The sequence below is a fragment of the Chryseobacterium tructae genome, from assembly GCF_030409875.1.
Taxonomy (GTDB): domain Bacteria; phylum Bacteroidota; class Bacteroidia; order Flavobacteriales; family Weeksellaceae; genus Chryseobacterium; species Chryseobacterium tructae.
Genome location: NZ_JAUFQR010000001.1, coordinates 1,085,939 through 1,106,798, shown reverse-complemented (window position 1 = coordinate 1,106,798; position 20,860 = coordinate 1,085,939). Strand labels below are relative to the sequence as shown.

Annotated in this window: 18 protein-coding genes and 4 pseudogenes; 8 read left to right on the top strand and 14 right to left on the bottom strand. The window is 34.5% G+C overall.

Annotation, left to right across the window (positions count from 1 at the left end):
* Positions 1 to 40: 40 nt before the first annotated feature.
* Positions 41 to 900 (bottom strand): annotated as a pseudogene (gene speB / locus QWZ06_RS05360) (agmatinase).
* 186 nt (positions 901 to 1,086) lie between these two features.
* Between speB and QWZ06_RS05355 the strand changes: the two are divergent.
* Positions 1,087 to 1,746, top strand: coding sequence for an HAD family hydrolase (locus QWZ06_RS05355; RefSeq protein WP_290296246.1), 660 nt, complete (start codon positions 1,087 to 1,089; stop codon positions 1,744 to 1,746).
* 114 nt (positions 1,747 to 1,860) lie between these two features.
* On the opposite strand, the gene QWZ06_RS05350 is transcribed toward QWZ06_RS05355, so the two are convergent.
* The 5 genes from QWZ06_RS05350 to QWZ06_RS05330 form a co-directional block, all read right to left on the bottom strand.
* Positions 1,861 to 3,255 carry a type III PLP-dependent enzyme domain-containing protein gene (locus QWZ06_RS05350; protein WP_103248181.1) on the bottom strand — a complete coding sequence of 465 codons (1,395 nt, stop codon included), beginning with the start codon at positions 3,253 to 3,255 and terminating at the stop codon, positions 1,861 to 1,863.
* A 122-nt stretch (positions 3,256 to 3,377) separates the two neighbouring features.
* A complete protein-coding gene (locus tag QWZ06_RS05345) occupies positions 3,378 to 4,253 on the bottom strand; it encodes a tyrosine-protein phosphatase (RefSeq protein ID WP_290296241.1) in 876 nt (291 codons plus the stop codon).
* A gap of 306 nt (positions 4,254 to 4,559) precedes the next feature.
* Positions 4,560 to 5,189, bottom strand: coding sequence for a thiamine diphosphokinase (locus QWZ06_RS05340; protein WP_290296240.1), 630 nt, complete (start codon positions 5,187 to 5,189; stop codon positions 4,560 to 4,562).
* Positions 5,179 to 5,748 carry a cob(I)yrinic acid a,c-diamide adenosyltransferase gene (locus QWZ06_RS05335; protein WP_290296238.1) on the bottom strand — a complete coding sequence of 190 codons (570 nt, stop codon included), beginning with the start codon at positions 5,746 to 5,748 and terminating at the stop codon, positions 5,179 to 5,181. Before QWZ06_RS05335 ends, QWZ06_RS05340 begins: the two co-directional genes overlap by 11 nt.
* Positions 5,749 to 6,046: 298 nt before the next feature.
* The gene (locus tag QWZ06_RS05330; RefSeq protein WP_290296236.1) at positions 6,047 to 6,631 is read right to left on the bottom strand and encodes a hypothetical protein; all 585 of its coding nucleotides are present in this window, start codon (positions 6,629 to 6,631) and stop codon (positions 6,047 to 6,049) included.
* Positions 6,632 to 6,806: 175 nt separating this feature from the next.
* Between QWZ06_RS05330 and QWZ06_RS05325 the strand changes: the two genes are divergently transcribed.
* The gene (locus QWZ06_RS05325) at positions 6,807 to 7,298 is read left to right on the top strand and encodes a DinB family protein (RefSeq protein ID WP_290296234.1); all 492 of its coding nucleotides are present in this window, start codon (positions 6,807 to 6,809) and stop codon (positions 7,296 to 7,298) included.
* 78 nt (positions 7,299 to 7,376) lie between these two features.
* On the opposite strand, the gene QWZ06_RS05320 is transcribed toward QWZ06_RS05325, so the two are convergent.
* From QWZ06_RS05320 to lptB, 4 genes and pseudogenes are all read right to left on the bottom strand, one after another.
* Positions 7,377 to 8,330 carry a helix-turn-helix transcriptional regulator gene (locus QWZ06_RS05320; protein WP_290296233.1) on the bottom strand — a complete coding sequence of 318 codons (954 nt, stop codon included), beginning with the start codon at positions 8,328 to 8,330 and terminating at the stop codon, positions 7,377 to 7,379.
* Positions 8,331 to 8,372: 42 nt separating this feature from the next.
* Positions 8,373 to 10,100 carry an ABC transporter ATP-binding protein gene (locus QWZ06_RS05315; RefSeq protein WP_290301301.1) on the bottom strand — a complete coding sequence of 576 codons (1,728 nt, stop codon included), beginning with the start codon at positions 10,098 to 10,100 and terminating at the stop codon, positions 8,373 to 8,375.
* Between the two features lie 185 nt (positions 10,101 to 10,285).
* Complete coding sequence (locus QWZ06_RS05310; RefSeq protein ID WP_290296231.1) at positions 10,286 to 11,365, bottom strand: baeRF3 domain-containing protein; 1,080 nt, start codon at positions 11,363 to 11,365, stop codon at positions 10,286 to 10,288.
* A 1,006-nt stretch (positions 11,366 to 12,371) separates the two neighbouring features.
* Positions 12,372 to 13,097, bottom strand: a pseudogene (lptB, locus tag QWZ06_RS05305) (LPS export ABC transporter ATP-binding protein); the annotation flags it as partial.
* Between the two features lie 153 nt (positions 13,098 to 13,250).
* Between lptB and QWZ06_RS05300 the strand changes: the two are divergent.
* The 3 genes from QWZ06_RS05300 to QWZ06_RS05290 all read left to right on the top strand — a co-directional run bounded on the left by QWZ06_RS05300 (position 13,251) and on the right by QWZ06_RS05290 (position 14,274).
* A complete protein-coding gene (locus tag QWZ06_RS05300) occupies positions 13,251 to 13,544 on the top strand; it encodes a TM2 domain-containing protein (RefSeq protein WP_290296227.1) in 294 nt (97 codons plus the stop codon).
* Between the two features lie 66 nt (positions 13,545 to 13,610).
* Positions 13,611 to 13,787 carry a bacteriocin gene (locus QWZ06_RS05295; protein WP_290296225.1) on the top strand — a complete coding sequence of 59 codons (177 nt, stop codon included), beginning with the start codon at positions 13,611 to 13,613 and terminating at the stop codon, positions 13,785 to 13,787.
* A 304-nt stretch (positions 13,788 to 14,091) separates the two neighbouring features.
* Positions 14,092 to 14,274 (top strand): hypothetical protein, encoded by a 183-nt coding sequence (locus QWZ06_RS05290; protein ID WP_290296223.1) that lies wholly within the window; start codon positions 14,092 to 14,094, stop codon positions 14,272 to 14,274.
* Between the two features lie 68 nt (positions 14,275 to 14,342).
* Here the strand turns inward: QWZ06_RS05290 and hemB are convergent, their stop codons facing one another.
* Positions 14,343 to 15,332, bottom strand: a complete 990-nt coding sequence (gene hemB / locus QWZ06_RS05285) for a porphobilinogen synthase (RefSeq protein WP_290296221.1) — start codon at positions 15,330 to 15,332, stop codon at positions 14,343 to 14,345.
* A gap of 118 nt (positions 15,333 to 15,450) precedes the next feature.
* Here hemB and QWZ06_RS05280 point away from each other — a divergent pair, with 118 nt between their 5' ends.
* The 3 genes from QWZ06_RS05280 to QWZ06_RS05270 all read left to right on the top strand — a co-directional run bounded on the left by QWZ06_RS05280 (position 15,451) and on the right by QWZ06_RS05270 (position 18,131).
* Positions 15,451 to 15,801 carry a T9SS type A sorting domain-containing protein gene (locus QWZ06_RS05280; RefSeq protein WP_290296218.1) on the top strand — a complete coding sequence of 117 codons (351 nt, stop codon included), beginning with the start codon at positions 15,451 to 15,453 and terminating at the stop codon, positions 15,799 to 15,801.
* A gap of 103 nt (positions 15,802 to 15,904) precedes the next feature.
* Entirely contained in the window at positions 15,905 to 16,816 is a 912-nt protein-coding gene (locus QWZ06_RS05275) for an ABC transporter ATP-binding protein (protein WP_290296216.1), read from the top strand.
* Positions 16,817 to 16,820: 4 nt separating this feature from the next.
* Positions 16,821 to 18,131, top strand: coding sequence for an ABC transporter permease (locus QWZ06_RS05270; RefSeq protein ID WP_290296214.1), 1,311 nt, complete (start codon positions 16,821 to 16,823; stop codon positions 18,129 to 18,131).
* A gap of 174 nt (positions 18,132 to 18,305) precedes the next feature.
* Here QWZ06_RS05270 and QWZ06_RS05265 read toward each other — a convergent pair whose 3' ends face one another.
* The 3 genes and pseudogenes from QWZ06_RS05265 to QWZ06_RS05255 all read right to left on the bottom strand — a co-directional run bounded on the left by QWZ06_RS05265 (position 18,306) and on the right by QWZ06_RS05255 (position 20,858).
* Entirely contained in the window at positions 18,306 to 18,977 is a 672-nt protein-coding gene (locus QWZ06_RS05265) for a porin family protein (protein ID WP_290296212.1), read from the bottom strand.
* Between the two features lie 18 nt (positions 18,978 to 18,995).
* Positions 18,996 to 19,866 (bottom strand): annotated as a pseudogene (gene sucD / locus QWZ06_RS05260) (succinate--CoA ligase subunit alpha).
* Between the two features lie 90 nt (positions 19,867 to 19,956).
* Positions 19,957 to 20,858 (bottom strand): annotated as a pseudogene (locus QWZ06_RS05255) (UDP-3-O-(3-hydroxymyristoyl)glucosamine N-acyltransferase).
* Positions 20,859 to 20,860: the final 2 nt, after the last annotated feature.

The following is a 20,860-nucleotide window of genomic DNA, read 5'->3' as shown; positions in this document are numbered from 1 at the left end:
AAAGAATATACGGCAGAAAAAATCCGATTCTTGCGGAATATTAGTTATCGTTGTTATAAATATCGTTATAAGCAAGCATTTTATAATATAGCTTAGCAGCAAGGAAAGCTGTCGGCTTAGCCATTGGAGAATCCATTAATTCTACAATATCAAATGCTACTACATTACATTTTTCGAATACTTTTCTTAATAATTCCAATGTTGGGTACCATTGTAATCCACCTGGTTCAGGAGTTCCTGTAGATGGAGCAATAGAAGGATCAAAAGCATCAAGGTCAATCGTAATATATACGTTTCCTGAAACTTTTTCCAACACATCATTCACCCAGTTCTCATTGTTAGCAATCTCATGAGCAAAGAATACTCTTCCTTCCGGTAAATACTGAGTTTCTTCAGCATCCATAGAACGAATTCCCACCTGTACTAAATTATGTTTCTGATTCGCTTCAAACACTGCACAAGCATGGTTAGATGTAGAACCGTGGAACTCAGGACGTAAATCTGTATGAGCATCCAATTGAAGAACCGTAAGGTTTTCAAATTTCTCTCCTACTGCACGGATAGAACCGATAGAAACAGAGTGCTCCCCTCCAAATAGAGTAAATACCTTCCCTTCGTTGTTCAAAAGCTCTTTTGTTTTCTGATAAACAGCTTCTGTCATTGCTTCAGGAGTAGAGTTTTCAGAAACTTCTCCAGCCAAATATACTCCCTGAAGATAAGGCTCAGTTTGTGTTTCAATGTCATAAAGCTCCATATTTTCAGAAGCGTCTAGGAATAATTCCGGGCCTTTATCAGCTCCTTTCCCCATGTTGAAGTTCCATCGTAAGGAACCGTTACCAACATTACTTTCGAATTCTCTAACGTTGCGTTTTCCTCGGGAATTCCTGCGTATGTTTTCATATATAATTATTAATTAAAAAATTAAATGATTGAAAGATTAAATGATTCCGCAAAGATACAAAATAGTACTTGAGTTATATAAGATGAAATATTTGTTATGAATTTTTAACCTCCATTCCGGTTTTTAACTTTTAAAATCTTTTAATGTTTAAATTTTAAAAGTTATTTTTGTGTAAAACTTACTATATGTCTTTAAAAGCTGTTCTTTTCGATATGGATGGGGTAATTGTAGACACAGAACCATTGCATAGAAAAGCCTATTTCAAAACGTTTGATGAATTGGAAATTGCAGTTTCCGAAGATTTATACACTTCTTTCACAGGAGCTTCTACCAAAAGAGTTTCCGAAACTCTGATCAAGGAATTTAATTTAGATCATACTTATGAATCCATTGCAGGAATCAAAAGATCTCACTTCAAAGATTACTTTTACAATGATGATGAATTTGATCTGATTCCCGGAGTAAGAACCCTGATTCAGCATTATCATGAAAATGGCATTAAGCTTATCCTGGCTTCTTCTGCAACAATGACAACCATCAATATGGTGTTTGAAAAATTCGGATTGGAAAAATATTTCAGCGGAAAAATTAGTGGAGCCGATTTAAAGGAATCCAAACCACATCCGGAAGTTTTCCTTCTGGCGGCTGAGATGGCAGGTGAACCGGCCGAAAATTGTATGGTGATTGAAGATTCTACGAATGGAATTCTGGCTGCCCACAGAGCTAAGATATTCTGTGCAGCTTACCGAAGTCCGCATTCAAAAAATCAGGATTATACTTTAGCTGATACAGTGGTTTCTGATTATGAAGACCTTGAATTGGATAAGGTTTCAAAATATTTTTAAATAAAAAAGCTCTCAGAATTCTGAGAGCTTTCGTTTTCTATAGGTTTTGGCTAAAGCCAATGGAATTATTATTTTTTGTAAATGGGCTAAAGCCCATTTCTATTGATAACAATATTATTTGTAACCCAAAAGTTTCAAGATATCTTCAGGTTCCTGTTTTTCACGGAAAATTTCATATTGCAACTCACCGTTTTCGTCTTTCTGAATCAGGACGTGTCTTGGCTGAGGCATCAGACAATGGTGTACACCACCGTATCCTCCGATCGTTTCCTGATAAGCTCCTGTATGGAAGAATCCAATATACAAAGGCTTGGTATCACTGAAAACAGGTAAATAGATAGCATTCGTATGCTGCTCAGAGTTATAATAATCATCTGAATCACATGTCAACCCACCTAAGAACACTCTTTCATAGCTATCTTCCCAACGGTTTAGCGGAAGCATGATAAAGTGCCTTGAAATGGCCCATGTATCTGGAAGTGTTGTCATGAAAGAAGAATCAATCATATTCCACTTTTCTCTGTCATTCTGACGTTTCTGAGAAATGATTTTATAAAGGTTTGCCCCACTTTCTCCAACAGTAAAACTTCCGAATTCAGTATAGATGTTTGGTTCTTCCACTCCTTCTTCTTCGCAGAATTTCTTGATCTGAGAAACAATTTCCTCTACCATGTATTGGTAATCGTAGTCAAAATTCAAAGAAGTTTTGATTGGAAAACCACCACCGATATTCAGTGAATCTACTTCAGGAGCAATTTTCTTCAAACGTGCATATACACGAAGACATTTGTACAATTCGTTCCAGTAGTAAGATGTATCTTTGATCCCCGTATTGATGAAGAAGTGAAGCATTTTCAATCTTGCATTCGGGTGTTCAGCGATTTTCTGACTGTAGTAAGGAATAATGTCTTTATACCCGATTCCTAATCTTGAGGTATAAAATTCGAATTTTGGTTCTTCTTCAGAAGCAATTCTGATCCCGATGTTGAAGGTAGAATCAATACTTTCTGTAAGTTTATCCAGTTCACGGTAATTATCCAGAATCGGAGTAATGTTTCCAAAACCATTATTAATCATATCTGAAATATTGGTCAGATAATCATCTGTTTTGAATCCATTACAGATTACCTCAATGTTTTTATCTACCTTCCCTTTCTCATAAAGAGATTTTACAATATCCATGTCATAGGCAGAAGACGTTTCTATCGAAATATCATTCTTCAGAGCCTCTTCCAATACGAAATTGAAATGACTGGATTTTGTACAGTAACAGTAGGTGTAATTCTTTTTATATTCAATTTTTTCAAAAGCTTCTTTAAACCAGCTTTTGGCTTTTTGAATATTTTGAGAAATTCTCGGCAGATAGCTAATCTTTAGCGGAGTGCCAAATTGTTCAACTACGTCCATTAATGGAACGTCGTGAAACAACAAATTGTTCTCAGAAACATTAAATTCCTCCGTAGGAAAATATAATGTCTGATCAATAAGTTCCGAGTACTTTATTTTCATTTCTAAACAAGTGAATTAAGAAATGCAAAATTGCTAAAAAAGTTTGATTTTTAGGTGTTAAAATTATTATAATTTTAAATAAAACAACAATATTGTTGTTTAGAGAAATTTACCCCTGATAATCAGTAAGTAAACTTTTGAATATATCCCTCTCTTTTGATTTCAGAAATACCTAATACCTGCTGAATATAAGCATCTGTAGAGCCATACTTTTTATCAATCTCTTCAAAAGCCGCATCAAGGTATCTTTTTTCTACCCAACTGAGTTTTTCCAAAACCTGTAAATCCATTTTCGGATAGAGGAAATGTAAGTTATTGGCCAATCGAAGTCTTTTCTCTACCAATGGTTTCCTGAAGTTATTGGATAAAAGATATTCATTATAAATGGTTTCTTTATCAAACTTTAATATAGTTAAAATTAAGGCAGTAACAATTCCTGTTCTGTCTTTACCTGCAGTACAGTGGTAAAGAATAGGTTTTCCAGATTCCAGGATTTCTGTAATAATAGTTTTTATTGTTCCCGGATTTTCGGTTACATATTCACGGTAGAAGTCGATCATTCTTTTGTCTGCATCAGAAGCATTCACTTTTCCTTTCAAAACCAATTTTCGGGCCTGTGACAACTGATCACCTTCATCTTCAAAAGCTGAATATTTTTTATAAGTAATCCCATTTGGAAGATGATCCGGACTATCAGAAATCTCTTTTGAATTCCTTAAATCTATAATTTCAGCAATACCCAGTTTTCCAAACTCATCAAAGGATTTCTTTTTAAGTTTATGCAGATGGGCACTTCTATAAAACATTCCTTCCTTTAGAGTTCTTCCTTCAGTATTTTTAATATTGCCTACCGTCCGGAAATTATGAACCTTCTTAATCTTAAGGGCTTTTTCCGTTTCATTTTTTCCATATTCAGGAGTTTCAAAATGCTGTGTTTTGCATGAAAATATGCAGCATAATGAAATAGTGATAATCGGTATTTTGATGAATGTATTCAATAGCTTTTTGTTTTATTACAAAAGTTTATTTTACTAACACTTTAGTTCACTTAAGTAAGCTTAAAAAATTACATAAAAGAAGTACACTTAAGAAGAAAATCAAAGATTTTCAGAACTTAGGTGTACTTCTCAAACAGTTAGTCGTCGTTTAGAAATAACTTAAGTGTTCAAAAACTTTTGTGACTTTTGTGGTTTAAGATTTTATATTAAATTTTGGCTAAAGCCGATGGATCTTATTTTATTTTTATTGAACGGGCTAAAGCCAGCTTCTATTGAATTACTTGTGTAATTTTACTTAAAACTTTATTACAAATAATTTTTTCCAATAAAAATCAACAGATCTCCTTTTTCATAGGTAATGGAAACCTCATCTTCCACTGCAAAGTTTCGGGTTCCGATTGTTGAGGTAATGTTCAGACTTCCATTATCCAAAGGCCAATTTAATCCTTTTGTTGTAATATTTTCAGCTGCAGGAAAAGGATACAGGGAAACCATTTTATCTTTTATTCCTTTTACCGTAAAGTTTTTAGGAATGAAATAATATTCTGAAAACTCATCATAAAACTTCAAATCCAATCTATCTTTAAAAGCAAAAGCTACGGTAAGATTTCCTAAAAAGTGATCCTGCTCGCCCCCGCTTCCCCCAAAAATATCTACATTCTTTCCTCCTTTTTCAATAAGGATATCCAGCGCTTTATAAAAATCGGTGTGATTCTGATCTGGAGTATGAATGAACTTCTCCTGATAAATATTTTCATCTGATCCGGAGTGGGAGTCAAAATCCCCGGAAATAAAATCCAGTTGAGCCAAAGGAAAGCCTATCCTTTTGAGATAATGAAAAGCACCGTCTGTACAGGCAATCAAATCATAATGATCTGGATTGGGAAAAGATTTTGGAGCTTCTCCATTAATGAAAAGTAATACTTTATCTTTCATTCGGGTTCCAGTATTCTTCCGGTTCGTTGTTTAGTTTTGATATATATCTTGCCAATACGAAAAGATAATCTGATAATCTGTTTAAATATTTAATCAACTCAGGGCGTACTTCTTCAGCTTCATTTAGGAATACTAATGAACGTTCTGCTCTTCTACAGATAGTTCTTGCCGCGTGCAAGAATGTTGCAGGTTTTCCTCCACCTGGAAGAATAAAATACTGAAGTGGCTCTAGTTTCTCATCAAAAGCATCCATCCACTGCTCCAGTTCTTCAATTTCTGTTTCTGAAATAATGATTGGAAGACGCGATTTTCCGTTTGCCAACATCAATTTATCTACTGGTGTTGCAGCTTCTGAACCTACTGTAAATAAATCAAACTGAATTTTTTTCAGTTGTCTCAAAACTTCTTCATCTTCAATATGGCTTTTTGCAATTCCAATGAATGAATTCAGTTCGTCTATATTTCCGTAGCTGTCGACTCTAGCACTGGCTTTGGAAACTCTTGTTCCGCCATATAGTGCCGTTTGGCCTTTATCTCCTGTTTTTGTATAAATTTTCATACTACTAAAATACCTTTTTTTGGACAATGTAAAAAGTAAATTGTACTGATCATGTATTTTGCTTATTATGATTTGCCTAAGTTGAACCACAAAAGACACTTAAGTTATTTCTCAGAGACTACTAACTGTTTGAGAAGTTCACTAAAGTTTTTGAAAATCTCCGGTTTTTACCAGAATTTCAATTGAAGACGTGAATATTTGCCTCCACTGAAGGAGTGGCCTTGCATACAATGAGATTGATTCACTAAACGTTCACAATAACTTATAAAAACGGCCGACTTTCGCCGGCCAATCCAAATTATTTATTTACCTCTACGTACTGTATGATGGTCTTGTTTTTGGGATTGAAGATAATTGTACTGCTGTTTGGAAATCTTTTCAGTTTATAATACTGAATACTTTTATCCGTTTTAATATCTTCTAAAAAGCTGGTATCAAAAGTATTGTCAGGAAGGAATTTTGAAAGAAGGCTTATTTTATTGATAATGGTTTGTCCGTCAATTTTTCTTGCCGTTTTATCGGATTTCCCTTCATTCGAAGTTGCCTGCTTTTCTAAAAAAGGAAGCAATACTGCGATGTCTGCTTTGTACTTAAAGATATAACCTTCGGTACCTGTGGGAAGCTTTATTTTTTTCCCTTTTTCTTCTGAGATCATATCAGATCCTGCATTAGGAAAAACTCTACTGAATTTCACATCCTCAGAATGAGTCAACGAGTTAATCGATTCATTCACTGTTTTCTTAACAGTTTCTTCTACTGCTTGTTGAGCCTTCTGCTGCACCTTTTCCTTAGTTTCCTGAACCGTCTGGTCAATCTTTTCTTCAATTTTATTACATGATACTAATAAAAAAGTGGCTATAACAGGCAAAATATACTTCTTCATAATTCTAAATAATCATTTTCTTTTTATTAATATACTTCTCTTAAACGGAAAAGTAGTCTTCAATATTTTAGCAAAGAAATAAAATATTTTTCAGCATCAAAAATACTACTGACAAACTGTTGTCATTACCTGCGCTTACCTTTGTATCAACAATAACAAACAAAAACGATACATTATGACAACTACAGCAACAGCAAGCCTGCAATTCATGACTACTGATCAATTATTAAAAGACTGGCAAGGACACAGAAACCTGACAAGAAGAGTTATTGAAGCTTTTCCGGAAAAAGAATTATTTGAATTTTCAATTGGCGGAATGAGACCATTTGCTAAAATGGCAACGGAACTACTCAATATTGGAGGAGTTGCATTAAAAGGAATCATTGAAAACAACATGGAAGCTTACAATGAGGAAGGTTTTACTCCAAAAACCAAAGAAGAACTCCTTAAAAAATGGGACGAAGAAACTGAGGTTATCAATCATTACTTTAGACAAATTACTGAAGCTCGCTTCCAGGAAACGTTTAATTTATTCGGACAATATGAGTTCCCGGTATATGAGAACATTCTTTATTTTATAGATAACGAAATCCATCACCGTGCGCAGGGATATGTTTATTTGAGAGCTTTAGGCATTGAACCGCCTTTCTTCTGGGAAAGATTTTAATAAAAAACAGCCTTAAAAACCATTTCATCTATTTGCCAATAAAAGTCAATCTACCTCAGCGGTTATCTGCTGAGGTTTTTATTGATGTCTCCCCATCATTTTAACGAGAAGCTCATTCATTCTTATCCGAAGACTTTCCGGCTCAAGAATAGTGGCGTAATCTGCAAATGTGATAACCCAACGAGGAAATCCGTCATTGATCCATTCTGTTTCAAAAGTAAGTTCCATGCCCTGATCGGTTTCTACTTCTTCAACCAATCCATAATATTTTTTAGAATTGACAAGATGTGCCATTATCTTTTTATCCACCAGAAGTTTTGCCTTAACTTTATTTCCATGTGACTTTCTATAATCGTTGATCTGGCCATATTCCTGTAAAAAAGGAACCTGCGTTTTTGAAATCTGTAAGATTCTGTCTATCCTAAACTGTCTGAAGTCTTTCCTCAGTGTACAGTAAGCCATAATATACCAGAAATTAAATTCAAAGAAAATTCCCACCGCTTCAATGGTTCTGTTGGTTACTCTTGAATCTACTGTTTGATATTCAATATTCAATTGAGTTTTCTCTGCAATACTTTCCAAAATAATAGGAATTACGTTCTTTAGGGAATCATCCGGTTTTTGATTGTAAAAATTAAAAACATCAATCTGCTTTTCAATATTCTGAATCAGATTTTTATCAGAATGCCTCAATACTGAACGTACTTTTTCCATGGCTGTTTGATAATGATTCCCCAAACTTTGATGGGAAAACTTCTGCATTAACTTCTCTGCAGTGATAAAACTCAACACCTCTTCTTTGGTAAACATGATTGGTGGAAGCTTATAGCCATCCATCAGAGAATATCCGTTTCCTGCTTCTCCAACAATTGGAATTCCTGCATTTTCCAGAGTTTTAACGTCTCTATAAATGGTTCTGATACTGACATCAAATTTTTCGGCCAAATCCTGAGCCCTTACTACAGATTTGGATTGCAATTGGGTAAGAATAGCGGTTACGCGGTCGAGTTTTTTTAAATAATGATCATTCATGGATTGGCAATTGTTGGCTGAGGTCGTAAGTCAACAAAATTATTAATTTTCTTTAAGAGTATTCACCAGTTTATCTAGATTTAAGCTTCGGGCTGAAGCATCAAAGATTTCACGATAAGTCCCTTCTTTATTGTAAAGCTCATCGTGGGTTCCATTCTCCACTACTCTTCCTTTTTTCATCACGTAGATCATATCTGAATCTAAAATCTGGGATAATGAATGGGAAATAATGATAACGGTCCTTCCCTCTTTAATAGCATCTAAAGAATTTTTGATCTGTTCAGTCGCAATCGCATCGAGGCTTGCTGTAGGCTCATCCAGGAATATGATTGGGGGATTTTTCAAAAACAGTCTTGCAATCGCAATTCTCTGCTGCTGCCCTCCTGAAAGTTGAGTAGCATCATGTTGATAGCCTGTAGGAAGATCCATAATCTGATCATGAAGGTATGCTTTTTTGGCGGCTTCCTGAATTTCTTCAAAGCTGGCATTCATATCTCCATAACGGATGTTGTCTTCAATACTCCCCTGAAAAATATGGTTTTTCTGAAGAACCAATCCAAGATCGCTTCTCAGAAATGTATTATCAAATTCATTTAAGTTCACCTCATCCAGCAGAATTTCGCCTGAATTGGGAAGATAAAATTTACACAGAAGATTAATTACTGTGGATTTTCCCGCTCCGCTTAACCCTACCAATGCAGTTGTTTTACCATTTTCAATTTTCATGGAAACATCATGTAACGCAGGGGTTCCGTTAGGATAAGTAAAGTTTACGTTTTTAAGTTCAAAAGTTCCTTTAATGTCTCTTTCTACAAAGTTACCACTAGGTTCTGTTTCATCATCGGCATCAAGAATCTCAAAGTAGCCTTCAGCATAGATCATGGCATCATTCATATCGTCATAAATCCTATGCAATTGGCGAATTGGTGCAGAAACATTGTTAAAAAGCATGATATGAAGCATAATAGCACCAATAGTCATCTGCTGATCCAACACCAAATATACTGTGAGAATAATAATCAATACGACCCCAAACTGTTCAATAAAAGTCTTTAATCCGTCGTATATAAAGTTGGTTCTTCTGGTGAACATCTGACTTTCCATCAACTGCATCTGTAGATCATATTGTTTTTTACCTTCAAATTTTTCACGGACAAAACTTTTAATCACCATAATAGAATTAACAAGATTCAAAAGACCGGAAGTTTTTTTCTCTCTTTGATTTCGAAGTTGTCGGCGTACTCCGCTTAGCTTTTTAGCCTGCAGTGAGCTTATGTAAAAATAAATCGGAACAATAATCGTAGAAACCAATCCCACGTACACATTCTGCATGTACATGATGATGAGTGCAATAATCGCATTGGAAAATAACGGAAGAATATCAATAAAAAAATTCTGTACTAGCTTTGTCAAACTTTCAATACCGCGGTCAATTCTAATCTGAAGTTTTCCGGATTCATGATTTTCATCGTTGAAATAAGCTACCCTATAGGTCAAAATTCTATCAATTGCAGATTGTGCCAAAACAGAGCTGATGTTGATCCTGATTTTTTCACCATAAAACTTCTGTCCAAAATTGATGAAAATGTTCAACAATTCCTTTCCCAGTAAAATAATGGAGATAATAATAAGGATATGAATTCCTTCTGTCATTGGATGTGGAAGATGAGTAAGGTTTGTTACCTCATCTACTGTATATTTAAGAACAATCGGGTTCACCTGCGCCGCCAAAGCGCCAAGGAATGTAAGAAACAATGTCCCGTAGATCATTAATCGATAAGGTTTGATGAATGGAACAAGCTGTTTATAAATCCCGAATAAAGTAACGGTTCTGTTGAATGGTTTTGCCATGGATATAAGATAAAGGTCTTTAGTAAAATTAAGCCTTTTTTAAAACAAATCATGAAAAAGCCTGCATAATACAGGCTTTTTTATCTCAAACAAAGAAATTTTATTTAATATCTTGTTTTTAATACAATCTTCCCTAATTCTAAAAGTTCTTCCTGATGGGTAAAATAAACTCTTCCCTTTTTGGAGAAAACATCCCAAGCAATGATAGAAACAATATCATCAATAACTCCCGGCTCTTTTGAATTATCTTCATATTCGAATGTTCTTTCATCAATCATTCTTACTGACTGCTCGTAATCCTGATGAACCATTAACAGATCTCCTCTTCCATCTATCGCCGCTTGGTAGATTTCCTGAAGATCGGTAAGAACAGTTCCTTGAGAAACCGCTTCTTTGATTTCTTCAATTGCTAAAGTGCGTTTTTCTTTTTGTAGACTCTTAATAATTTCATAAGCTTGCTCTACAATATGATGTTCTTCTGCAGATTCATAATTTTTATGATCGTGGCCAATATAAATTTGAGGTAAATCAGCTACTTCTATAAGTTTACTGAAATTATCTGTTGTACTGATAACCACAACATTTAAGCTTGACTTCTTATGAATTTCAACAACTGATTTATCTATTCTATTAAAATATTCTTTAATCTGATTATCAACCTGCTTTGCATCACTCCTCACATCAGAATGTGTTATATAAAAAGGATTCTGAGGAAATGGAAAGCCTTCATCTCTGACTTCTTTTATTATAGAATCATTCAATGCTTCATAAAGCTTAGTCCCACTTTGCGTCAAAACCAAAATAAGGTATTCCTCAGCTCTTACTGTGGCTTTGATAATCGGTCTTACAGCAAATTTATCATCTATTTCCACTGTATTTTCCCGGGCTTCCCAAGTTAGTTTTACAATTTCTTCCGTGTCATTTGATAAGAAAATATGTAAACTCTCAAGGTTGTGCTGATGATCAATTTTATCGGGAATATTTTCTATTTTTTCCAAAATTTCAGATGCTGGCCTTTTCCCAAATTCATCTATAAGCCTGTTTTCAGCTTCTTTTAGAAGATTTTTCAGAATAATTTCGTCCTGTTGATTGTCCGGATGAGTACGATGTGTGTTAAGTGAAATCGTTACACACGGATTATTTTTTTCGCTTGCTAATTTTTGTAATATTTCTTTTAATGCCATAATGATATATTTTTGTGATTTATTTTTTTCTAAAAACTTTTGATGTATAATATCCTAATGCAAAAACAGCTAATATCAATACAATAAGAGGCAATTCGAACTTCATTGTCATAAACTTTACCATAACGCTTTCTAGGTTCTGTATGATAAATATTATGAGGAGGAGTATCATTAGGATATCAATAATTTTTTTAATGTTAATATTCTTCATTTGGATTATTTTACATATTAGACAATCTATACCTGGTCACCTTTGAATTCAATTGAGGATTGATAATCATTTATTTCGTCACATCTTCTCGTTCAACTTCTTTTACCGGAATTATTCTGCTAAAGTGATATTTTCAAAGTCTATAAATAACCCCTATCGCTCCTCGCCAGAAAATCTGAGGTTTAAAGTAAAATGAAATGATATACATAAACATCAAACTAGTTAAATAAGAAAATAGAAATGAATAGTTTTAATGTTTATATCTTCTATAATAACATTGCACATTATTTAAACGTTCGATTAAATAATTGCAATTTAATAGATGTTGTAAATTACAAAATCTAAGCCAAAAACATTTTTTTATATTAATTCATTAATAATTCTATTAATTTAATGCAATTTGAACCAAAAAAAAACCATCATCATATTGACAATGGTTTTGTATACTATTTTGATTTGTTATCCTTCATACATATAGGTCGTCAGATAATGAAGCTCAGATCTGCTTACCTCTTTAGATTCTGCTTCTGCCTGCTCCAGCGTATATTGTGAATTGATTTCTTTTTTCTGGAAAACAAATGAGTTATTTGCATTTTTATCTACTACTTCATTAAAGATATGTTCAATTTCAGAATTGGCTAATGAAGCAAAGCTAATATCCTCAAAACCATACATGAGTCTCAAATCATCAAATTGTTTAAAATTTTCATCTACGAATCCCTGTAGTTGAGCTTTTGAATCGAAATTACCTGCCCAGATATTGTAGGCATATTTTTTCTTTTTCGGTTTGTCTAAAATGCTTTGGTATACGAAGTTTTCTCCAAGATAAGCTTCTCTTACCTGTGGATCATTCGCTAGATCTTCCGGAAGCCCTTCTTTAAGGATCTTTCCTTCAAACATAATATAAGTCTTATTGGTGATTGCAAGGGTTTGCTGTACGTTGTGGTCGGTAATCAGAATTCCGATATTTTTATCTACCAGACTTCTTACAATCTTTTGAATATCTTCTACCGCAATCGGGTCTACCCCAGCGAAAGGTTCATCCAGAAGGATAAAGTTCGGACTTGTTGCCAAACAACGGGCAATCTCCGTTCTACGTCTTTCTCCTCCGGAAAGAAGATCTCCTCTGTTTTTACGAACGTGTTGTAAAGAAAATTCTTCGATCAGCTCATCACATTTGATTTGCTGCTCACGTTTGGAAAGTTTTGTCAACTGCAATACTCCCATAATATTTTCCTCTACAGATAATTTTCTGAAAACGGAAGCTTCCTGCGCCAGATAACCGATTCCTTTTTGAGCTCGTCGGTACATCGCATCGGTAGTAATCTCCTGTTTGTCCAGAAATATTTTTCCTGAAGTGGGCTTAACCAATCCTACGATCATATAAAACGATGTAGTCTTCCCTGCTCCGTTAGGACCAAGCAACCCAACAATCTCTCCCTGCTGAACCTGTACAGAAACGCCTTTTACAACTTTTTTAGGACCGTATTCTTTGATTAAGTTTTCTCCGCGTAAAATCATAGGGCAAATATATCAAAAATATAAACTTTCTTTATTACCAATATAAACTTTGTTTATCCGGAATCTAAACTTATTCACTTTCAAATTATTGTAACTTTTCATCATTTAAAACTACTTATTATAAAATAAACCAACTCATTATACATAGTAAAAATGGAAAATTACGGATATACAAAAACGGAGAATACAGAGAACCAACAGAGCAATATCCCCTATCGTTCAGAGAAAAAACTTCCTGCTGCCTTATTAGGAATTCTTGTAGGTTGGCTAGCTTTAAATAAATTTTATCTCGGATACACCAGAGAAGGTATTATTCAACTGATCCTGAATGTAGTCACTTGTGGCCTTGCTTCCGTTATTCCTTTTATTGAGGGTATTCTATATCTGTTTATGAGTGATAAACAGTTTGATGACACTTATGTGTATGGTAAAAAACCTTGGTTATAATCAAATATCAATATAATGTGAAATATATTTATTATTTTAGAGTACCTAATTAATAAAATATTCACCATGAAAAAATTAACAAAAAAAGATTTAAAGCAAATCGAAGGCGGATATTATTATACCTATCCTGATAAAAATGGGAACTGTTTTCGGGGATGGTATCTATGTCCAACAAAAATTTGTCTTTTAGATCATCCCGACAATCCTATACATCCCGAAGATCCTTTCTGTCAGGGAAAATAAATTCAAAATTACAGTCAGTAATATAAAATGCGGTCTCATTGAGGCAGCATTTTATTTTTTATAATGAATTAATAAGACAAGTCACATGATTCATAATACATGGGTTCCAGATTCTTTTACACCATGTTTGACAACCTGAATGAACATTGGCCACTTTACCCCTTTTATTGAAACCTATCTTTTTTAGATGACGGACAGTTTGACCATACTTATATCTATAAAAAACAGTTTTTTCACAAAACATCAATACTTCGTGATATATTTTTATTATATTAGTCTCATAAACCAATAAAAAATAATTACTATGAAAAAATTAAGTAAAAAAGAGTTGAAGGATATCAATGGTGGAAATATCCGTTTTCCTGATTCACATGACAAATGTCCGGCTGGTTGGTACCTATGTCCTACCAATATCTGTGTAGATGATAAAGGGGGAGAAAAGCCTATTCATGAAGGGCACCCTTCTTACCATGCATGTTTTGGATAATAAAGTATCATTAATAAAAAAAGAGATTGCTGATGAAACAATCTCTTTTTTCATTAATGTAAATTTTGTTATTTGTTAAGGATCATCGCTGCTTCCTTAGCAAAATAAGTAAAGATCATATCTGCACCCGCTCTTTTGAAGCAAGTAAGACTTTCAATGATCGTTTTGTCGTTATCCAACCAACCGTTCTGAACCGCTGCTTTCACCATCGCATATTCACCACTTACGTTATAAACAGCAATTGGAAGATCAATGGCTTCACGTACTTTGGAAACAATATCCAGGTAAGGAAGTCCCGGTTTGATCATAATCACGTCTGCTCCTTCATCAATATCTTTAAATACTTCATTCAAGGCTTCACGCGTGTTATGAAAATCCATCTGATAAGTCTTTTTATCTTTCGGAATTTCAATATTTTCTTTTGGAGCACTGTCTAAAGCACTTCTGAAAGGGCCATAGAAAGAACTTGCATATTTTGCAGCGTAGCTAACAATTCCTACATCTGTAAACCCACTTTCTTCCAATGCCTCACGAATTACCTGTACTCTACCATCCATCATATCACTTGGAGCTACAAGATCTGCTCCTGCTTCTGCATGCGATACCGACATTTTTGCCAATGCCTCATTGGTAGCATCATTTAAAATTTTCCCGTTTTCAATAATTCCGTCATGTCCATAGATTGAATAAGGATCTAATGCAACATCTGGCATTACCACCATTCCCGGAACAGCATCTTTGATCGCTTTGATCGTATTCTGCATCAATCCGTTTCTGTTCCATGCTTCTTTTCCTGTATTGTCTTTCAGATGTTCTGACACCTTCATGTACAAGTTGACAGCTTTTACGCCTAAAGAAAATAATTCCTTACATTCTTTTACTGTTAAATCTATGCTTCGCCTGAAAATACCCGGCATCGACGGGATCGGTTCTTGCATATTTTCGCCCTCCATTACGAAGATCGGCATTACAAAATCATCAGTTGTAAGCACATTTTCTCTTACCAAACTTCTGATAGATTCATTAACTCTAAGTCTTCTATTTCTTGAATGTATCATTTTGGAATACTTTTTGAATAAGTTTCTACAAATTTAATACAAGTTATACAAAAAACTATTGTAAGAAATTGTAGAATTTGTTATATTTGTTATATATATTCGAGAAATTATAAATTTGATGAAAAAACTTTTACTTTTAATTCTATTTGTAGGCGCTTTTGTTGGATTTTCCAACAATTTACAAGCTCAGCTTAGAGAGCCGGGTTCCATCACTCAGAAGGCAGATGATGGTGTTTTGCTTGCCTATCCAAATCCTGCAAAGGATTTCCTTATTATTAAGGCAAAAGATTCTTCTTTAAGAATCAAAAGTGTGACTTTTTATTCTATTTTGGGTATGCAAGTCGCTAATTATACTGTCAATATGAACTCCGGAGAGATTAATATTGAAAAATTAAAACCCGGAAAATATCTGATTCGTTACCTTTTAAGCGACAATACGCAGAAAGTTACTCAAATCGTAAAACAATAAATTACAATCCTGATAATCATCAGGATTTTTTCTTTTATAATAATCTCAGTTAATATTTCTGTAACTTTAAGGACTTTTTTATACTAATAGTAAAAACAACTTAATGCTAAAAGCTGAACATATTAAAAAGACCTATAATGCAGGAAAAAAGGTTGCACTGGATGATTTTAGCATCCATGTTCCTAAAGGCAGCATTTATGGACTTTTAGGGCCTAACGGAGCCGGAAAAACATCATTCATCCGTATCATCAACCAGATTACCCAGGCAGACTCCGGAGAGATCTTAATCAATGGAGAAAAACTGAACCCCAATCATATCAAAGATATCGGTTATATGCCGGAAGAAAGAGGGCTTTATAAAAATATGAGCGTGGGTGATCAGATTCTTTATTTTGGGGAACTGAAAGGAATGAGTAAAAATGATGCTCTGAATGAAGCAAAAAAATGGTTTGATAAGCTTAATATCGACCAATGGTGGAAGAAAAAGCTTTCTGAATTATCTAAAGGAATGGCACAAAAGATCCAGTTTGTGGTAACCGTACTTCACAGACCTCATCTTTTAATCCTTGATGAACCTTTCTCAGGTTTCGATCCTGTAAATGCCAACTTAATCAAAGATCAAATCATTGATCTTAAAAATAACGGAACGACTATCATCCTTTCTACCCACAGAATGGAAAGTGTGGAAGAAATGTGTGACTATGTAGCACTGATCAACAACTCCAAAAAGATTATTGACGGAAGAGTTTTCGATGTAAGGGAAAAATTCAAGAAAAACATTTTTGGAATTACCCTTTCTGAAGTAAATAATGAACAATTAGAAAGCTTTAGAAATAAATATGAGATCTTCAACTTTTCAAATGAAAATAGTCTGGTTTCTTTTGACCTGAAAAATGAAGCAGATCAGAATCATATACTCCTTGATCTGGTTCATGTTGGGAAAGTAAGATCTTTTGATGAAAGAATTCCTAGTATGAATGAAGTGTTTATTAACGCTGTAAGTAACCATTCTTAATTTTATGAAAAATATTTTTTTAATTACAAAGAGAGAGTTTCTTACGCAGGTTAAGAAAAAATCCTTTATCATATTGACTTTATTGGCTCCTATCCTAATTATTGCCTTTGGTTCAGTGATCGGATTAATGTTTAAAGCCAACGAATCACACAGCATTATTGAAGTTGTTGATAAAAGTGGTTTATTTACTAATCAGCTGAAGTCTAATGACAAACTGAATTATGTATTTGTTTCTGCTGCCGATGAAAAATCCAAAATCAATAACTTAAAAGGAAATGAATCTTTGGACGGGATCTTAATTTTGCCTGAATTAAAAGGACAGAATTATGAAGAACTTGAAACGGGAGCAAGGTTGGTTATCAACAGTAAAATGGGCTTTGATACCAAACAGAAGATCATTTCCGATATTACGAATGTTGTTAAAAAGGAAAAAATCAAGCAATTGGGGATTCAGGAAACTCAGCTTAATGATCTTGATAAGAGTTTCAGCCTGAAGACCATTAATGTTGCAGATAACAACAAAGAGGATTCTGACCTTACTTTTGGTGTAAAATCAGGATTAAGTATGGTTCTGATGTATGTTACCTTTATGTTTATCATTATTTATGGAGTAAGGGTAATGCGAAGTGTTCTGGAAGAAAAGAACAACCGTGTTGTAGAGATCATTATTTCATCGGTAAAACCATTTGAACTCATGATGGGGAAAATCCTCGGAGTAACCTTGGTTGCCCTTACACAGTTTCTTATTTGGATTACGATGTCTATAATTGGAGCTCTGGTTCTTAATACCGGATTCTCTTCCCTTCAGCAAAATGTACCTGGCGCCAATGAACAAATTGCCAATAAATTGGATATGGCTCAGCTTGCCACTCAGATTTCTCATAGTTTATTGGAACTTAATTTTCCATTGATCATTTTTGTATTTATTGTTTTCTTCCTTTTAGGATACATTTTCTATAGCTCAATTTATGCTGCCATTGGATCTGCTGTGGATAATGAAACAGAAACTCAGCAATTCACTTTATTTGCGATCTTACCTTTAACCTTGGGAATGTATGGCAGTTTTTCATTAATGAATAATCCTGATGGTCCATTGGGCTTCTGGTTATCGATTATACCATTTACTTCCCCTGTTGCCATGATTGCAAGAATACCTTTTGGAGTTCCTGCATGGCAGATTGCCTTATCAATTGTATTACTATTAGCAACAACGATCTTTATGATCTTCCTTGCTGGAAAAATCTACCGTGTAGGGATTTTGATGTACGGCAATAAAGCTACTTTAAAAGAGCTTTGGAAATGGATCAAAGGCTAGTTCTTAGTCCGTTAAATAAATAAATTTAAAATGGCAAATTTGCAAATAGCGGATTTGCCATTTTTATTTTAAACAATAAAAAAACTTCTTTGGCTTTTTAAGTTTCCTTTAATCACAAAAAAACCCGGAAATTACTTTCCGGGTTTTCTATTTTTATATTCTGAATAAAATAATTTATTTGAATATGTAATTTAATGTAAGTGATACAACCTGTTCAGATTTTTTCTTATCAGAACCACCTCTTTCTTTTACAAGATTTGGATAAGTGTCTGAAAGACCTAAATCATATTTTAAAGCTATTTCCAGTTGTCTCTTATAGCTATATCCTACTCCCAGTCCTATTCCCCAGTTAAAGCTATTTGCTTTTCCATTTACGCCTGGAGGTTGTGAAGGATCAGTGACATTAGGATCATAGTAAGGTCTGGTTGCTGGAACATCTTTAACATTTTGATTGAGCAAAAAGTTAAATCTAGGCCCCAGTAATCCAAAGAACTCAGATTCTGCTTCTGAAAAGTACCCTTTGAAATAAATAGGCACACTCAGATAGTTATTCGCATATATTGCATTATAACCACTAGCATTCTTAGCATCACTATCTTTACCAGTTTCTCCTGCCCCGTAGTACGCAACTTCAGGCTGGATAAAAAACTGATTTGCCTTTCCTACGGGAATTAAAGCCAAAGCTCCACCTTGAAAGGCATATCTTGGGCCTGAAGGATTATGGGCATTAGATACTCTTGAATAGTTTAAACCTGCTGAAACTCCAAATCTTGTATTTTTCCACTGCACTTGTGCAAAGGATAATGTAGAAAGGACTAAAGCAGAGGTTAATAAAAGTTTTTTCATAGTATGTGTGGTTTTATATTATCCTAGGATCTTAGCTACAGTAGCACCGATATCAGCAGGAGAATCAACAACGTTGATACCATTCTCTCTCATGATTTCCATTTTTGCCTGAGCTGTATCTTCAGCACCACCTACGATAGCACCAGCGTGTCCCATTGTTCTTCCTTTTGGAGCTGTTTGTCCAGCGATAAATCCTACAACTGGTTAGTAGATCCACTAGCTTTATACCATCTAGCTGCTTCAGCTTCAAGTCCACCACCGATTTCACCGATCATTACAACAGCTTCAGTTTCAGGGTCGTTAATAAATAATTCCAAAGCTTCTCTAGTAGTTGTTCCGATAATTGGGTCACCACCAATACCGATCGCTGTAGAAATACCGTAACCTGCTCTTACTACCTGATCAGCAGCTTCGTAAGTAAGGGTACCTGATTTTGAAACGATACCTACTTTACCTTTTTTGAAAACGAAACCTGGCATAATACCAATTTTAGCTTCTTCAGAAGTAATGATTCCAGGGCAGTTTGGTCCGATTAATCTGCAGTCTCTGTCAGCGATGTAAGATTTTACTTTACCATATCAGCTACAGGAATACCTTCAGTAATACATACAATTACTTTGATCCCTGCTTCAGCAGCTTCCATGATAGCGTCTGCTGCGAATGCCGGTGGTACGAAAATGATACTTACGTTTGCTCCTGCCTTTTCAACAGCATCAGCTACTGTGTTGAATACCGGCTTTCCTAAGTGCTCGCTTCCTCCTTTTCCTGGAGTAACACCACCTACTACATTTGTTCCGTATTCAATCATCTGACCAGCGTGGAAAGTTCCCTCGTTTCCTGTAAATCCTTGTACAATTACTTTAGAATCTTTGTTTACTAAAATTGACATTTTATTGTTGTTTTAATTTATTTATTATTTTATTAATGCTCACAAATTTACTCAAATTTCTTTGATTTTAGACAAAACCTTTGGAATTGTTTATTTGAGATTTCTCAGTTTTACTTCTTTTTTCAGGTAAGTTTTGAAATCTTCTGCAAACATTCCGATATAGGTACCTTTTTCGAGGTCTCTGTTCACTCCGGTTTTTCCTAAAAGTACAGATCCGCTTTCAATTTTATTACCGGAAGCGATCCCCACTTGTCCCCATAATGTAACTTCATCTCCTATCACACAACAGCCGGCTATTCCAACCTGAGAAGCTATTAAACATTTTTTCCCGATAATTGTATCGTGTCCTATCTGAATCTGGTTATCCAAACAGAACCTTCTCCAATTACTGTAGAATCTGTAACTCCTCTGTCAATAGTACATCCATTTCCTATTTCCACATTATTTTCGATCACCACATTTCCTACAGAAATCAGACGGTCGAAGTTCCCATTCAATTTTCTGTAATAGAAGGCATCACCTCCTAACACGGTATTGGACTGGATAACCACATTGTCACCAATTACTGTTCTATCACCAATCACTACATTCGGGAAAATTAAGGTATTTTTTCCAATTTTCACATTGTTTCCAATGACTGCAGAAGAGTGTATTCTTGCCCCTTCACCAATTTCAACATCATGAAGTTCTTCTGTAAAATTGTAAATTCTTGTAAAATGGGTGTTGATCTTATTAAAGTCTCTGAAAGGGTCATCAGAAACCAGAAGCGCTTTACCTTCAGGACAATCTACTTCTTTATCAATTAAAATAATAGTTGCTGCCGAGTTTAATGCTTTGTCATAATATTTGGGATGATTGACAAAAACAATATCACCAGGTTTTACCATGTGAATTTCATTAGTTCCCAATACTTCAAAGTCTTCGGAGCCAATAAATTTTGAGCCTATTAAATCAGCGATCGTTTTAAGCTTTTGCGGAGAATGGAATCTCATAA

Excerpts from the sequence above, each read along its gene's own strand:
- QWZ06_RS05355 (WP_290296246.1), top strand. The coding sequence starts at position 1,087 with ATGTCTTTAAAAGCTGTTCTTTTCGATATGGATGGGGTAATTGTAGAC.
- QWZ06_RS05350 (WP_103248181.1), bottom strand. The coding sequence starts at position 3,255 with ATGAAAATAAAGTACTCGGAACTTATTGATCAGACATTATATTTTCCT.
- QWZ06_RS05340 (WP_290296240.1), bottom strand. The coding sequence starts at position 5,189 with ATGAAAGATAAAGTATTACTTTTCATTAATGGAGAAGCTCCAAAATCT.
- QWZ06_RS05335 (WP_290296238.1), bottom strand. The coding sequence starts at position 5,748 with ATGAAAATTTATACAAAAACAGGAGATAAAGGCCAAACGGCACTATAT.
- QWZ06_RS05330 (WP_290296236.1), bottom strand. The coding sequence starts at position 6,631 with ATGAAGAAGTATATTTTGCCTGTTATAGCCACTTTTTTATTAGTATCA.
- QWZ06_RS05325 (WP_290296234.1), top strand. The coding sequence starts at position 6,807 with ATGACAACTACAGCAACAGCAAGCCTGCAATTCATGACTACTGATCAA.
- QWZ06_RS05320 (WP_290296233.1), bottom strand. The coding sequence starts at position 8,330 with ATGAATGATCATTATTTAAAAAAACTCGACCGCGTAACCGCTATTCTT.
- QWZ06_RS05315 (WP_290301301.1), bottom strand. The coding sequence starts at position 10,100 with ATGATCTACGGGACATTGTTTCTTACATTCCTTGGCGCTTTGGCGGCG.
- QWZ06_RS05310 (WP_290296231.1), bottom strand. The coding sequence starts at position 11,365 with ATGGCATTAAAAGAAATATTACAAAAATTAGCAAGCGAAAAAAATAAT.
- QWZ06_RS05300 (WP_290296227.1), top strand. The coding sequence starts at position 13,251 with ATGGAAAATTACGGATATACAAAAACGGAGAATACAGAGAACCAACAG.
- QWZ06_RS05295 (WP_290296225.1), top strand. The coding sequence starts at position 13,611 with ATGAAAAAATTAACAAAAAAAGATTTAAAGCAAATCGAAGGCGGATAT.
- QWZ06_RS05290 (WP_290296223.1), top strand. The coding sequence starts at position 14,092 with ATGAAAAAATTAAGTAAAAAAGAGTTGAAGGATATCAATGGTGGAAAT.
- hemB (WP_290296221.1), bottom strand. The coding sequence starts at position 15,332 with ATGATACATTCAAGAAATAGAAGACTTAGAGTTAATGAATCTATCAGA.
- QWZ06_RS05280 (WP_290296218.1), top strand. The coding sequence starts at position 15,451 with ATGAAAAAACTTTTACTTTTAATTCTATTTGTAGGCGCTTTTGTTGGA.
- QWZ06_RS05275 (WP_290296216.1), top strand. The coding sequence starts at position 15,905 with ATGCTAAAAGCTGAACATATTAAAAAGACCTATAATGCAGGAAAAAAG.
- QWZ06_RS05270 (WP_290296214.1), top strand. The coding sequence starts at position 16,821 with ATGAAAAATATTTTTTTAATTACAAAGAGAGAGTTTCTTACGCAGGTT.
- QWZ06_RS05265 (WP_290296212.1), bottom strand. The coding sequence starts at position 18,977 with ATGAAAAAACTTTTATTAACCTCTGCTTTAGTCCTTTCTACATTATCC.